This window comes from Eremococcus coleocola ACS-139-V-Col8, assembly GCF_000183205.1.
Classification (GTDB): Bacteria; Bacillota; Bacilli; order Lactobacillales; family Aerococcaceae; genus Eremococcus; species Eremococcus coleocola.
Genome location: NZ_AENN01000017.1, coordinates 207,092 through 220,518, shown reverse-complemented (window position 1 = coordinate 220,518; position 13,427 = coordinate 207,092). Strand labels below are relative to the sequence as shown.

Annotated in this window: 15 protein-coding genes, 2 tRNA genes and 1 other annotated feature; all 17 genes read left to right on the top strand. The window is 40.4% G+C overall.

The genetic code is table 11. The features are described 5' to 3' along the window. Positions 1-71 precede the first annotated feature (71 nt). The 17 genes from HMPREF9257_RS07835 to HMPREF9257_RS07755 all read left to right on the top strand — a co-directional run bounded on the left by HMPREF9257_RS07835 (position 72) and on the right by HMPREF9257_RS07755 (position 13,317). A tRNA-Lys gene (locus HMPREF9257_RS07835) sits at positions 72-144 on the top strand. Between the two features lie 32 nt (positions 145-176). Continuing rightward, positions 177-249: transfer RNA gene (locus HMPREF9257_RS07830), tRNA-Thr, on the top strand. Between the two features lie 139 nt (positions 250-388). Then, positions 389-640, top strand: a binding site (T-box leader). 68 nt (positions 641-708) lie between these two features. Continuing rightward, positions 709-1,569: a MetQ/NlpA family ABC transporter substrate-binding protein gene (locus tag HMPREF9257_RS07825; RefSeq protein WP_006418830.1), complete on the top strand. Its 861-nt coding sequence runs from the start codon at positions 709-711 to the stop codon at positions 1,567-1,569. Between the two features lie 110 nt (positions 1,570-1,679). After that, entirely contained in the window at positions 1,680-2,144 is a 465-nt protein-coding gene (locus tag HMPREF9257_RS07820; RefSeq protein WP_006418723.1) for a methylated-DNA--[protein]-cysteine S-methyltransferase, read from the top strand. A gap of 300 nt (positions 2,145-2,444) precedes the next feature. Next, on the top strand, positions 2,445-3,347 hold the full coding sequence (gene murQ, locus HMPREF9257_RS07815) for an N-acetylmuramic acid 6-phosphate etherase (RefSeq protein WP_006418852.1): 903 nt from the start codon (positions 2,445-2,447) through the stop codon (positions 3,345-3,347). A gap of 4 nt (positions 3,348-3,351) precedes the next feature. After that, positions 3,352-3,681 (top strand): PTS lactose/cellobiose transporter subunit IIA, encoded by a 330-nt coding sequence (locus HMPREF9257_RS07810; RefSeq protein WP_006418910.1) that lies wholly within the window; start codon positions 3,352-3,354, stop codon positions 3,679-3,681. Beyond that, on the top strand, positions 3,674-3,994 hold the full coding sequence (locus HMPREF9257_RS07805) for a hypothetical protein (protein ID WP_006418724.1): 321 nt from the start codon (positions 3,674-3,676) through the stop codon (positions 3,992-3,994). Before HMPREF9257_RS07810 ends, HMPREF9257_RS07805 begins: the two co-directional genes overlap by 8 nt. A gap of 11 nt (positions 3,995-4,005) precedes the next feature. After that, on the top strand, positions 4,006-4,326 hold the full coding sequence (locus tag HMPREF9257_RS07800) for a PTS sugar transporter subunit IIB (protein WP_006418800.1): 321 nt from the start codon (positions 4,006-4,008) through the stop codon (positions 4,324-4,326). 11 nt (positions 4,327-4,337) lie between these two features. Beyond that, positions 4,338-5,690, top strand: coding sequence for a PTS sugar transporter subunit IIC (locus HMPREF9257_RS07795; RefSeq protein WP_006418789.1), 1,353 nt, complete (start codon positions 4,338-4,340; stop codon positions 5,688-5,690). A gap of 93 nt (positions 5,691-5,783) precedes the next feature. Beyond that, positions 5,784-6,875 carry a DUF871 domain-containing protein gene (locus HMPREF9257_RS07790; RefSeq protein ID WP_006418872.1) on the top strand — a complete coding sequence of 364 codons (1,092 nt, stop codon included), beginning with the start codon at positions 5,784-5,786 and terminating at the stop codon, positions 6,873-6,875. Positions 6,876-6,877: 2 nt separating this feature from the next. After that, positions 6,878-7,774, top strand: a complete 897-nt coding sequence (locus HMPREF9257_RS07785) for an N-acetylglucosamine kinase (RefSeq protein WP_006418787.1) — start codon at positions 6,878-6,880, stop codon at positions 7,772-7,774. A 14-nt stretch (positions 7,775-7,788) separates the two neighbouring features. Further along, on the top strand, positions 7,789-8,625 hold the full coding sequence (locus HMPREF9257_RS07780; protein WP_006418915.1) for a MurR/RpiR family transcriptional regulator: 837 nt from the start codon (positions 7,789-7,791) through the stop codon (positions 8,623-8,625). Positions 8,626-8,633: 8 nt separating this feature from the next. Beyond that, entirely contained in the window at positions 8,634-9,797 is a 1,164-nt protein-coding gene (anmK, locus tag HMPREF9257_RS07775) for an anhydro-N-acetylmuramic acid kinase AnmK (RefSeq protein WP_006418759.1), read from the top strand. A 262-nt stretch (positions 9,798-10,059) separates the two neighbouring features. Further along, a complete protein-coding gene (locus tag HMPREF9257_RS07770; RefSeq protein ID WP_006418823.1) occupies positions 10,060-11,052 on the top strand; it encodes a mannose/fructose/sorbose PTS transporter subunit IIA in 993 nt (330 codons plus the stop codon). 13 nt (positions 11,053-11,065) lie between these two features. Beyond that, positions 11,066-11,878: a PTS mannose/fructose/sorbose transporter subunit IIC gene (locus HMPREF9257_RS07765; RefSeq protein ID WP_006418850.1), complete on the top strand. Its 813-nt coding sequence runs from the start codon at positions 11,066-11,068 to the stop codon at positions 11,876-11,878. 14 nt (positions 11,879-11,892) lie between these two features. Further along, a complete protein-coding gene (locus HMPREF9257_RS07760; protein ID WP_006418927.1) occupies positions 11,893-12,810 on the top strand; it encodes a PTS system mannose/fructose/sorbose family transporter subunit IID in 918 nt (305 codons plus the stop codon). 135 nt (positions 12,811-12,945) lie between these two features. After that, positions 12,946-13,317 (top strand): DUF956 family protein, encoded by a 372-nt coding sequence (locus HMPREF9257_RS07755; protein WP_006418773.1) that lies wholly within the window; start codon positions 12,946-12,948, stop codon positions 13,315-13,317. Positions 13,318-13,427 lie beyond the last annotated feature (110 nt).

Below are 13,427 nucleotides of genomic sequence, written 5' to 3'. Positions count from 1 at the left end.
ATAGATTAATCATAAAAAGCCTTGACCAACAAGGCTTTTTAATTTATCATATATGAGTCGTAATTATTTAAGAGCTGTTAGCTCAGTTGGTAGAGCATCTGACTTTTAATCAGAGGGTCACAGGTTCGAGCCCTGTACAGCTCATTTGCTTTTTATATTACGCTTTTAAAATGAATGCCAACTTAGCTCAGTAGGTAGAGCAACGCACTCGTAACGCGTAGGTCACAGGTTCGATTCCTGCAGTTGGCATAAGTGACGACAAACACCTCTTCATAAAAGTGAAGGGGTTTTTTTATTTGAGTTAGATTGGAGTCCCTAAATAAATTTATGAAAATTTTCCTTGACAATGATGATAAAAACCGTTAAATTTATAAGCATAAATTTAATATTTTTCTCATTGAAGAGATAAGTAGTTTAAGGCAACCTTTAGAGAGTCTGTGGTTGGTGGAAACAGATGGTGATAATTAAACGAAAATGGTCTTGGAGAGGTCATGCCTTGAGCTGCAGTAAAAGGTGTGCGGGTATTCCCGATATTGAATACGAGTATTAGCGATCTATGTATGATGGCAGTACTTAAGAAGGTTATAACAGTGATGTTATAATAAATTAAAGGTGGTAACACGAGAGATTCGTCCTTTTGGATGGGTCTCTCTTTTTATTTTCCACTTTTTGTTGTTTGTTGTTGAGAATAAAGAAAGAAGGATTAATATGAAAAAAATTATTTCATTTATTTGTAGTTTAGCTGTTTTAGTCTCAATTTTTGCGCCTGCCAGTGTCAAAGCAGCGGATAAAGAATTTGAGGGTCAAACCGTTAAAGTCGGTGTGGTAGGTGAACTGTACGAAGATATTTGGAAGTATGTCGCTGAAAAAGCTAAGGAAGAAGAAGGAATTAATATTGAGGTCGTATTATTAACTGACTATAATATTCCAAATACCGCCCTAACCGATGGATCAATCGATTTAAATGCCTTCCAACATGAAGTTTTCTTAGAAAATTGGAATAAAGAAAATGATGGTCATATCGTAACGATAGGTTATACAGTTGCGGTACCAACTCGGGTTTATTCAGAAAAATATCAATCCTTTGATGATCTTCCTGAGGGGGCAAAAATCGCTGTGAACTCTGCGCCAACTAGTCTAGGTTATAATTTACAAACCTTAGAAAGGGCTGGTTTAATTAGCTTAAAGGATAATGGGGAATTATTACCAACTGTGTCTGATATTGAAGAAAACCCTAAACATTTAGATATTATTGAATTAGATGGCGCTCAAATTCCAGCTTCTGTCCCAGATGTGGATGCAGCCTTTATTGATGATTCATTCCTATCAGCATCTAACTTTAAACCGAGTGATGCCATCTATGTTTATGGGGATACACCAGAAACTATAAATGTTGACCGGGTGAATATTATTGCAGCGCGGGAAGAAGATAAAGATAATCCCTTATATCAAAAAGTTGTTGAACTTTTCCAAACCGATGATGTGGCTAAGAAAATTGAAGAAGTTACCGAAGGTGGATCAATTGCGGCTTGGGATTTAGTGAAAGAAGCTCAAGAAAAGGCAGAATAAAAGCAAAATTACCTTAAATATATTTCTGTAATCTGCGAAAACTTATTGATTATTCAACGTAAATTGTTATAGTAATAGTGATAACTTTTATTGAGTTTAAGGAGATTACCATGAACCAAATTGCTATTTATCCATTTCCGTATGGGTTATTACAAATTGAATACACAGAGGATCAAATACTATCCATTGCGAATGTTGATAATTTTGATGGTTCTAGTCAAACGAGCTCCTTGTCTGATCAGGCTTTTATTGAGTTATCTGAATTTATGGAAGGAAAACGTAAAGAATTTAACCTACCTTACCTGTTAGACGGAACAGACTTCCAAAAGAAAGTATGGTCTGCTTTATTAGATATTCCCTACGGCCAAACAAAGACTTATCAAGAAGTGGCTGAAATAATTGGTCAACCCAATGCTGTTCGCGCGGTGGGTGCTGCTTGTCGGGATAATAAGCTATTGATGCTAATTCCTTGTCATCGGGTGGTTGGATCAAATGGTGATTTGAAGGGCTATGCTGGTGGGGTGCAAATGAAATCTGATTTATTAGCCATTGAAGGACCTAAATGTAAATGTTAGGCTAGAAGAGCTGGGCTTCCTTGTCCAGCCACAATTGATTTTGTTTTATTATTAATACTTTCTGACGGTGCATAAGCTTGGTAAAAGCAAGTTAAATGAATAAATTAAATAGACTTAAAGAGCTAGGGATAATGTATCCCTAGCTCTTTTTATATTACGAGTAAGAGCCTGAAAGTAAATTAGACTTCTAAAAATATTTTCCAAATTATTTATTAAATTTCAAGAAATTATTTTCATCAATTGTAAAGTATGGTATAGTATGAGTATCTTTGAAAGCGCTATTAAGAAAAGAGGTGGCGTATGGAAAATGAAGTGATTGAAAGTTTGAATACTGAGGGGAATAATCCGCGTTCGCGTGACCTAGATCAAATGACCAGTCAGCAAATCGTAGCCCTGATGAATCAGGAAGACCAGGCTGTCATCGATGCGGTCCATGAGGCCCAGGACCAGATAGGTCGTTTAGCTGAAGCGGCCTACCAAGCTTTACAGGCTGGGGGGCGGGTCTTTTATGTTGGCGCGGGTACCTCTGGACGGTTAGGTATTTTAGATGCTTCCGAGTGTCCGCCTACTTTTGGAGTGTCAGCTCAACTATTCCAAGGTGTGATTGCCGGGGGCAAGGAAGCGATTTTTAAAGCCAAGGAAGGCGTGGAAGACAGTCCCCAAGCAGGTCAAGAAGCTCTTCAGGCCAAAGGCATGACAGCTCAAGATATCGTCATTGGTATAGCAGCTAGTGGCCGAACCCCCTTTGTCCTAGGAGCCCTTTCTTATGCTAAAGAAGTGGGTGCTTCTACTGGATCAGTTTCCTGCGTGGCGGGAGCTAAAGTTTCAAGTTTGGTTGATTTCCCCGTAGAGGTTGTTACAGGTCCGGAAGTTTTGGCTGGCTCAACCCGGCTAAAGGCCGGTTCTGCGCAGAAAATGGTCTTAAATATGATTTCTACGGCAGCCATGGTTAGAAGTGGTAAGGCCTACCAGAATTACATGGTAGACTTAAAAACCTCCAACCAGAAACTTGAAAAGCGGGCCATTAATATTTTAAAAGCCCTGATTCACGAAGATATAGATTATAAGGCTTTACTAGAAGCAGCTGATTATCATGTTAAGACAGCCTTGGTTATGCATAAATTACAAGTAGATCGGGCCCAAGCCCAAGCTGAATTGGCGGCTAAAGACGGTCATGTTCGGTTAATTTTAGAAAATAGGTGAAAAAATGGAAGATATGGAATTAATTATTTTTGAAATTATTGCTAAGGGAGGGAACGCCAAAGGCTTGGTTTATGAAGCGATTGCTAAGTCAGAAGCAGGTGATTTTGCAGCTGCCGATAAGTTATTGGCTGAAGCTGATGAAGAGCTCAAGGGCGCCCATCAAATTCAAACCAATTTGATTCAAGAAGAGGCAGCCGGTAAACACCATGAGGTGACGGTCTTATTTGTCCATGCCCAAGACCATTTGATGACTTCTTTAGAAGTTAGATCTTTGGCTGAAAACATCATCAAGATGAACAAGCGTCTCTATGCCTTGGAGCAAGGACATGACTAAAAACACTAAGCCACAAGATAGGGCAAAAAATGAACTGCCACGTTTTTCTTATCAAAGTTCACTTTTAATGTTACTGTTTCTGATTTTAGCGGTTACCCTGGTGCCTTTGGCACTTAAACAAGTCACCTCAAATTATAATTGGTGGACGGTTATCCTAGGTGGCCTTTTGGCAGGGTTTGGAACAGTATTTAGTCAATATCGATTAGTATTAAAAAAGCCCTTAGATAAACAATTTTATCTGTTGGCTGGGGCGGCAAGTCTAGTGTGTGGTTTTATTTTATTTATCTTTGCCTTTGCGGGCATTATTATGTAGGAGGGATACAAATGAAGAAAGTATTATTAGCCTGTGCGGGTGGGATGTCATCTGCCATTGCAGCTAAATCGTTACAAGATGCGGCCCAAGCGGCCGGTAAGGATGTTGAAGTTCATGAAACATCCAGTCAAGCTTTTGAAGAGGAGATTACTAAGGATTATGTCTTAGCCTTAGTCGCTCCACAAATTCGCCATCGCTTTGATCATTTAAAAGAGTTGGCTGATCAAAATAATGTGCCAATTCTTCTTGTTGCCCCTAAGGGTTATACTCCAATTGGCGGCAAATTCTTATTAAAACAAATTACCGATGAACTCGGTGACATTTTAGATTAGGAGGAAAGTCAATGTTTGAAAAATTAGCAGATATTCTAGATACTAAGTTTTCAACCCCGATGGCTAAGTTAGCGGAACAACGCCACCTTAGAGCGGTTCGGGATGGTATCGTCGCCACTTTACCTTTAATTATTGTTTCGTCTATGTTTATGGTTATCGCTTTCTTACCGAATTCATTACCGGCGGAGTGGGGTTTTACTCAATTTATTATGGAAAACCAATTTAAGATTCTTTTACCCTACCGGATGTCTATGTACATCATGACCCTTTATGCGGTCTTTGGCATTGGTTTCTCTCTATCACGCTCTTATGATTTGGATGGTCTTTCAGGTGGGATTCTTTCTGAACTAGCCTTCTTACTTACTATTATTCCTAAAATGAGTCCTGCTGTGACCGAAGGCATTACTAAATTAGCTGAGAACAACCAAGAGTTAGCTGATTTTGTGGCACAGGTGCCAGCTGGCTTAGTGATTCCGATGCCAAACCTAGGTTCAGCCGGGATGTTCATAGGGATTTTGGCGGCTTTCTTTGCGGTTGAAGTTTACCGACTTACGCAAACATCTGGCTTTAAAATTTCAATGCCACCGCAAGTTCCAGCCTCTGTGGCGCGGTCCTTTGAATCTTTAACCCCAGCTGCAATTATCCTTTTAGTGGTTGCAACAATTACCATGTTCTTAGACATTGATGTGCATGGTATTGTGGCTAAGATAGTTACACCTTTAGTTCATGCCTCTGATACCTTGCCATCTGCCATCGTGATTGTATTCTTGACTACCTTCTTCTGGTCATTTGGGATCCACGGTGCTTCCATCGTAGGTTCGCTTGTACGTCCAGTTTGGCTCATTCTCTTAGATGAAAATATTCAAGCTTTTGCCGATAAAACAACGATTCCAAATATTGCCGCTGAACCCTTCTATCAATGGTTTGTTTGGATTGGTGGCGCTGGTTCTGCTTTAGGCTTGGCCATTCTCTTAGTTTTCATGGCCAAATCTAAATACTTGAAGACTTTAGGTCGGACAGCGATTGTGCCAGCTATCTTTAATATCAATGAACCAATTATCTTTGGTTTACCGATAGTTTTGAACCCAACCATAATTATTCCATTTAACTTAGTACCCCTTGTTTCATTAGTTATTTCTTGGTTTGCCACTAAATTAGGTTTGGTGAATCCAGTGGTATCTAGTCCAGCTTGGACCTTGCCTGGTCCAATTGGGGCTTTCTTGGCAACCGGTACCGACTGGCGAGCCATTATCTTGAGTATCGTTTTAATTCTTGTATCCGTTGTTGGATACTATCCATTCGTTAAAATTTATGACCGTCAACTCTTAAAAGAAGAAGCCGGCCAAGATATCACGGCAGAATAAGCCGAGTAAGTTAATCGAAGTAAGAACGGGTATAAAAAGATAGTCCTAGACTCTTCTTTTCATTACCCGTTTTTTATCAAAAAGGAGTTTATTATGCGAAAATTAGGAATTTCAATTTATCCTGAAAAAAGTGAACCACAACGAGTGAAAGAGTATTTGGACTTAGCCGCCAAATATGGCTTTAGCCGGGTCTTTTCCTCCCTCTTACAAGTGGATGGTGATGTAGACCTTGTAAAAGCTAATTTTAAAGAAATTAATGATTATGCTAAGGCTAAGGGCTTTGAAGTGATTGTGGATATTGCCCCGCGGATTTTTAGTCAATTAGGGATTTCTTACCAAGATTTGTCCTTCTTTAGGGAAATTGGGGCGGATGGATTACGGTTGGATGCCGGTTTTTCTGGGGCGGAAGAAGCCATGATGACCTTTAATCCACAAGGGCTAAAAGTCGAAATAAATATGTCCAATGATGTTCATACGATTGATACGATTATGGATTTCCAACCTAATGCTTATCAATTGTACGGTTGTCATAACTTTTATCCCCATAATTATTCTGGTTTGGGACTAGATTTTTTTAAACGGACCAGCCAACGTTTCAAACACTATGGTCTGCGGACGGCTGCTTTTGTGACCAGTCAGGTAGAAAACAGCTTTGGTCCCTGGCCGGTGGAAGATGGACTACCTACTTTAGAAGGCCACCGTCATTTACCTTTGGATGTACAAGTAAAACACCTTTTAGCTATGAATGCGGTGGATGATATTCTGATATCTAATTGCTATGCTTCAGAGGAAGAACTAAAAGCAGTGGGTCAATTAGACTTGTCTTTGGTTACCCTCGATGTAGATCCAGTGGCTTCTTTAGGTGATATCGAAAGTAAGATTCTCTTTGATGAATTTCATTTCAACCGAGGTGATCAAAGTCAATACTTCTTACGGTCCACCCAAAGTCGAGTTAAGTATAAAGGCTATGACTTCCCTGTTTTTAACGCCGTGGATACGATTAAACGGGGCGATGTCATCATCGAAAGTTCTGAATACGGTCATTATGCCGGTGAATTACAGATTGCGCTGAAGGACATGCAGAATTCTGGTAAATCTAATGTGGTCGGTCATATTCGTCCTGAGGAAGTTTTTATTTTGGATGAAATCAAACCATGGCAGAAATTTAAATTGAAAAGAGCTTAGCTATGAAATATATCATTGGAGTGGATGGGGGCGGGACCAAGACTAAGTTTGTCCTCTATGATGTAATGGGGATTCCCCTAAAAACCTTTCAAAGTGGGTCTTGCCATTTAATGCAAGTGAGCCAAAATCAGGCCCGTCTCACCTTATATCAAGGCGTGCAAAACTTAATCAAAGATTTAGATATTTCACCGCAAGATTTATTTATCTCTTTAGGTTTAGCTGGTTACGGCAACCAAGTTATGAAGCGGGAACTTGAATTAGTTACAGCATCGGCTTTGTCTCCCTATTCTTATCATTTAGTGAGTGATGCTGAAATTGCCTTATATGGTGCTTTGGGTGGTCAAGACGGAATTATTGTCATTGCGGGTACAGGGTCAATCGCCTATGCCAAAGTCGGCCAAGAAATTTTAAGAGCCGGCGGTTGGGGATATTTCTTTGGCGATGAAGGTTCTTCTTATTGGATTGGCCAGCATTTGTTAGAACTTTTTAGCCAACAGTTGGATGGACGGCTAGAAAAAACGATTCTCCATGACTACTTATGGGATAAGTTTCAGTTGAATGAGCCTCTAGATTTAATTAAATACAGTAATGATCATTTTGTAGGTCATCGTAGTCAAGTTGCTCAACTCGCTAAAGATGCAGCCAAACTCGCTAAAGAAGGTGACCCACATATGCAAGACCTGTTTGAAAAAGCTGGTTTAGAACTGGGACGATTAGTCCAAGCCTTAGCCAGTCATTTTCCTCAGGGTTGTCCTGTCTCAACGGTTGGAGGACTTTGGGAAAGTAAAGACATCTTACGCCAAGCCTTTCAGACTAGTTTGGCGTCGAAATTTCAGTTACAAGCGCCCTTACAAGCGCCTGAATATGGTGCTTATTTAATTGCTAAAGATTTAATTTAGGAAGGATGAGGCTGTTGAGCACAATTTACCGGATTAAACAATCCTATGATCAGTTGACAGAGACGGAAGTTAGAATAGCTGATTTTATTCTAGCTCAACCGAATCAAATCGTTGAGTCATCTTCAGCCGACCTTGCTCATCTAACGAGTACTTCTCCTTCAGCCTGGAATCGTTTTGCCCGCAAATTAGGTTATAGTGGCATTCGTGACTTAAAGATAGCACTCGCTCGTAGTGAACAAGTAAAGAATGATCCTGCTAATATACTAGAAGCCAATGAATCGGTTACGAGTTTAATTCAAAAAGAGGGTCAATTAGTGGAGCAAAGTCTCCAAGGTACCTTATCCTTGTTAAACCAGAGTGACTTAGACCAAGCGATTACTTGGCTAGATCAAGCCCAACGTATCTATATGGTTGGGGTAGGCGGTTCCAGTGTGGTGGTGACAGATTTCTTGCATAAACTAACCCGCATGGGCAAACAAGTAATTCATAATCCAGACCATCATATCCTACTCGCTCAGTTTGCCCATATTAATCAGGATGATGTCTTGTTGGCGGTTTCTTATTCGGGTATGACCAATACAGTGACAGTGGCAGCTGACCAAGCTAAGGCTAAGGGAGCAAAAATAATTGCCGTGACGGGTTTCCATTTGAATTCTTATTTGGCTAAATTGGCTGATTGTTCCTTGTATATTCCAGCCAAGGAAGGTAATATTCGCTTAGGTGCCATTCAATCACGGTTTGCTTCCTTGATTATAACGGATATTTTATACTATGGATTAGTGACCCGGCATTTAGATGAGACTAAGGCCAGTTTACTAGCTAGTCGGGAAATCGTAAATAATATTAAGTGAGGTGACTTATGCTTGCTGCAGGGATTATGTCAGGGACATCCTTAGATGGCATCGATGTGGCTATCTGTGAGATTGAAGGTCTTGACCAAAAGACCCAGGTTAAGCTGCTGGCATTTGATACTATCGCCTTTGAACCACAAACTTTGGCTAACCTAAGCCAGGCATTAAATCGTGACCAAGTGTCCTTGGCTGATATCAGTCGGTTAAATGTTGAATTAGGACAAGTTTTCGGTCAAGCAGTCTTAAGGGTGTGTCAGCAAAATGACTTAGACAGTAAAAACTTAGCTTTTATTGCTTCACATGGTCAAACCCTTTACCATGATACGTCTAATCAAAATAATATCCGCCATACCCTGCAATTAGGGGAGGCCAGTGAAATTGCGGCCTTGTGCCAGTGTCCCGTGATTAGTGATTTTAGGCCCATGGATGTGGCCTTAGGCGGTGCCGGTGCGCCCTTAGTTCCTTATGCTGAATGGGTCTTGTATCAGGATCCAAGTCGGACTCAAGCCTTACAAAATATTGGAGGAATTGGGAATGTAACGATTCTACCTAAGAGTGGGCGTTTATCGGATCTGGTGGCTTTTGACACAGGGCCGGGGAATATGGTGATTAATGAAGCCATGCAAATTTTATTTAATCAGACTTATGATAAGGATGGAAACCGGGCTAGCCAAGGTCAAGTACAAGAAAAATTAGCCCAGCATCTCATGGCGCATCCTTATTTGCAAGCCCCCTTACCTAAATCAACCGGGCGGGAGCTATTTGGTCGAGCCTTCACGCAAGAATTGATTGATGCTTTCCCTCAAATTAGTCCACTTGATTTTATTGCTACAGTAACTTGGTATAGTGCCGCTTGTATTGCTTTTCATTTAGATGGACATATTCCAGCGGTGCCTCAAGTTGACCGATTAATTGTGAGCGGTGGCGGTGCTTATAATCCGCAATTAATCCGGTATCTTAAAGAGCTAATGCCGAAAGTGGAAGTTATTCGGCAAGAAGACTTAGGTTATTCTTCTGAAGCTAAAGAAGCCATTGCCTTTGTGATTTTAGGTAACCAGACCTTCCATGGGCGGCCTTCGAATGTCCCATCGGTAACGGGAGCCAGTCAACCAGCTATCTTGGGCAAGATTACACCGTGGTTAGACCTCTCTAAAACAAAGAAATTTTCATAAAATTTATAGGTAAAGAATGGAAAAGGTAGATGTTTTATATGCCTTTTCTATTCTTTTTTTGTGGAGGTTATCCTTGCCTTTAAACCATGAGTTTTGTTAAAAATAATTAGACAAGTCTTTGTTTTTTTTCTATTAAAATCCTGTTCTAAAGGAAGTTTGCTTGAAAGTGATTGTGAAAAAATTATACTTGTCTGCCTGAGTGGAAGTGCTATAATATGAGAGGAATTATTTATTTCATTATTTAAAAAAAGGAGGTAATTTGATGGTAGGAATTATCATCGCAAGTCACGGTGAATTTGCAGATGGCATTAAGCAATCTGGTTCAATGATTTTTGGTGAACAAGAAAATGTTGAATCAGTTACTTTTATGCCAAATGAAGGACCCGATGATTTGCAAAAGAAATTGTCGGAAGCAATCGACCGGATAGATGGTGACGAAATTCTGTTCTTAGTTGATTTATGGGGCGGCAGTCCCTTCAATCAAGCCAATATTTTATTTGAAAAAGATACAGAAAAACGTGCCATTGTCGCTGGTTTGAACTTGCCAATGTTAATTGAAGCCTATGCCAGTCGGTTCAGTATGAATACGGCCCATGAAGTTGCAAGTGCGATTCTTAAGACAGCGCGCGAAGGAGTTAAGGTAAGACCGGAAGCAATTGATGTGGTTGAGGCTGCCCCAGAAGCAGAAGTGGCTCAAGCTACAACAGCTGAAGGTGAAATTCCAGAAGGCACTGTTCTTGGTGATGGTCAAATTAAATTTGTCCTTGCCCGGATTGATACTCGTCTCTTACATGGTCAAGTTGCAACATCTTGGACAAAGACTACCAATCCAGACCGGATTATTGTGGTGTCTGACCGTGTAGCTCACGATGATTTACGTAAAAAGCTAATCGAACAAGCAGCCCCTGCAGGGGTGCATGCTCACGTTATTCCGGTCGATAAGTTGGTCCAAGTTTATAAGGACCCTCGTTTCGGAGCCACTCGTGCCATGCTTCTGTTCGAAACACCGCAAGATGCATTAGAAGCAGTAGAAAAAGGTGTTGAGATTCCAACGATTAATGTTGGTTCCATGGCCCATTCAACTGGTAAAGTCATGTTGAATAATGTTTTATCCGTTGATCAAGCTGACGTGGATACTTATAAGAAATTAAAAGACTACGGCGTTAAATTCGATGTTCGTAAAGTTCCAGCAGATAAATCAGGCGACTTATTCAAATTAATCGCTGATAAAGCTGGTTCTGGCTTAGCACTTTAGAAGGAGGATTAAAATGGACTTTAATTTACTATCCATTGTCTTAGTTTTAATTGTGGCTTTTTTAGCTGGGATGGAAGGGGTTCTTGACCAATTCCAATTCCATCAACCAATTATTGCTTGTTCTTTAGTTGGCTTAGCTACTGGTCATTTAGCTGAATGTATTATCTTAGGGGGCGCTTTACAATTAATCGCCTTAGGTTGGGCTAATATTGGTGCGGCAATCGCACCCGATGCTGCCTTAGCCTCTGTGGCTTCTGCTATTATTTTTGTTAAAGCGGGCGACTTCTCAGCTGATGGCCGGAATGTGGCCATTGCAGCTGCCATTACCTTAGCAACTGTTGGTTTAGTCTTAACTATGGTTGTACGGACTTTATCTGTGGTGATTGTTCACCAAGCAGACAAAGCGGCTGAAAAAGGTGATTTTAATGGTGTGTCTTTATGGCATTATATTGCTCTAGCATGTCAAGGTCTTCGGATTGCTTTACCTGCAGGTGCCTTGCTCTTCATTCCATCTGCTGCGGTTCAATCAGTTTTAGGTTCATTACCTGTATGGTTTACTTCTGGTATGACGATTGGTGGTGGGTTTGTCGTAGCGGTTGGTTATGCTATGGTTATTAACTTAATGGCAACCCGAGAAGTATGGCCTTTCTTCTTCTTAGGCTTTGCCTTAGCTCCATTAAATGAATTAACTCTAATTGCAACTGGTATTATCGGTCTCTGCTTGGCAATTATCTACTTAAACCTAAGCAAGAATAAAGGTGATGGCGGTAACGGTGGTTCATCTAACTCAGGTGACCCATTAGGCGATATTTTAAATGATTATTAAGGAGGAAAAGACAGATGACTGAAGAAAAACGTATTACTTTATCTAAAGCAGACCGTCGTAGCGTTATGTTACGTTCTCAATTCCTCCAAGGTTCTTGGAATTACGAACGGATGCAAAATGGGGGTTGGGCTTATGCTTTAATCCCAGCGTTAAAGAAATTATATCCACAACATGATGATGCAGTAGCGGCATTAAAACGTCACATGGAATTCTTTAATACTCATCCATACTTAGCTTCGCCAATCTTAGGGGTAACCTTAGCGATTGAAGAGGAAAAAGCAAATGGAGCTGATATTGATGATGCAGCCATCCAAGGGGTTAAAATCGGTATGATGGGTCCGCTAGCAGGTATTGGTGACCCAGTCTTCTGGTTTACCGTACGGCCAATTCTAGGAGCAATTGCCGCTTCTCTAGCAACCGGTGGATCTATTATTGCACCTTTATTCTTCTTTATTGCTTGGAACATTATCCGGATGGCCTTTTTATGGTATACCCAAGAATTAGGCTACAAATCTGGTTCTGAAATTACCAAAGACCTTTCTGGTGGGTTGCTTCAAACGATTACCAAAGGCGCTTCTATCTTAGGTATGTTTATCATGGGTATCTTGGTACAACGTTGGACCTCAATTAACTTCCCAATGGTTGTTTCCCGCGTGCCTTTATCTGAAGGAGCTTATGTTGAGTTCCCTGATGGTGCCGTGGATGGAGGTAAATTACAAGAAATCTTAGGTCAAGTTGCTTCTGGAATGTCTATTTCACCTGAAAAGGTAACGACGCTCCAAAATAACTTAGACCAATTAATTCCTGGTTTCGCAGCCTTACTACTAACCTTTGCATGTATGTGGTTGTTGAAGAAAAATGTTTCTCCAATCATTATTATCTTTGGTTTATTTGCCATTGGTATCTTAGGCCACTTAGTAGGTATCTTCTAGAAACTTCTCTATTCTATAAAAATCTCTTGTCGTCTGACTTCTTGGGTCAGAATGACAAGAGGTTTTCTTTCATTGAGGGATATTTAAATTAAACCAGGCCTATGCTAAAATAAAGCTTAGTAAAGGAGCATGACAATGGTACAATCTCTTAACCGAAAGGTCGATTTTAACACCAAAGCCAATCTTATGTCAGGGGGGGTTGGCAGTAAACATGGCGATATTTTAATTGGGGACCAAGCCTTTGAATTCTATAATGAACGTAATCCGGAATCCTTTCTACAGATTCCTTGGGTCAGTATTGAAAAAGTCAGAGCCCAATTATTCTTTGGCGACCGTTATATTCGAGGCTTCTTTATTGATACAGACCAAGGTGTCAGCTTCAACTTTATTGTGAAGGATGCCGGTAAAAGTTTGAAAGCTATGCGAACTTATTTAGGCAATGAGAAAATTGTCCGCAATGTTCCAGTCTTTTCTTTGAAACGTTTATTTAAACGAGGGCAAAAGTAAATTAAGGCATAAAATAAGCAAATAAATAGGGCGGGACTGGGCAAAAATGCCCAGTCCCGTTTATATACTTAAATATTAGATGTTTTAGCGCAGTGATGATGGTTATAACT

Coding starts and splice junctions, on each gene's coding strand:
- HMPREF9257_RS07825 (WP_006418830.1), top strand. CDS start 709: ATGAAAAAAATTATTTCATTTATTTGTAGTTTAGCTGTTTTAGTCTCA.
- HMPREF9257_RS07820 (WP_006418723.1), top strand. CDS start 1,680: ATGAACCAAATTGCTATTTATCCATTTCCGTATGGGTTATTACAAATT.
- murQ (WP_006418852.1), top strand. CDS start 2,445: ATGGAAAATGAAGTGATTGAAAGTTTGAATACTGAGGGGAATAATCCG.
- HMPREF9257_RS07810 (WP_006418910.1), top strand. CDS start 3,352: ATGGAAGATATGGAATTAATTATTTTTGAAATTATTGCTAAGGGAGGG.
- HMPREF9257_RS07805 (WP_006418724.1), top strand. CDS start 3,674: ATGACTAAAAACACTAAGCCACAAGATAGGGCAAAAAATGAACTGCCA.
- HMPREF9257_RS07800 (WP_006418800.1), top strand. CDS start 4,006: ATGAAGAAAGTATTATTAGCCTGTGCGGGTGGGATGTCATCTGCCATT.
- HMPREF9257_RS07795 (WP_006418789.1), top strand. CDS start 4,338: ATGTTTGAAAAATTAGCAGATATTCTAGATACTAAGTTTTCAACCCCG.
- HMPREF9257_RS07790 (WP_006418872.1), top strand. CDS start 5,784: ATGCGAAAATTAGGAATTTCAATTTATCCTGAAAAAAGTGAACCACAA.
- HMPREF9257_RS07785 (WP_006418787.1), top strand. CDS start 6,878: ATGAAATATATCATTGGAGTGGATGGGGGCGGGACCAAGACTAAGTTT.
- anmK (WP_006418759.1), top strand. CDS start 8,634: ATGCTTGCTGCAGGGATTATGTCAGGGACATCCTTAGATGGCATCGAT.
- HMPREF9257_RS07770 (WP_006418823.1), top strand. CDS start 10,060: ATGGTAGGAATTATCATCGCAAGTCACGGTGAATTTGCAGATGGCATT.
- HMPREF9257_RS07765 (WP_006418850.1), top strand. CDS start 11,066: ATGGACTTTAATTTACTATCCATTGTCTTAGTTTTAATTGTGGCTTTT.
- HMPREF9257_RS07760 (WP_006418927.1), top strand. CDS start 11,893: ATGACTGAAGAAAAACGTATTACTTTATCTAAAGCAGACCGTCGTAGC.
- HMPREF9257_RS07755 (WP_006418773.1), top strand. CDS start 12,946: ATGGTACAATCTCTTAACCGAAAGGTCGATTTTAACACCAAAGCCAAT.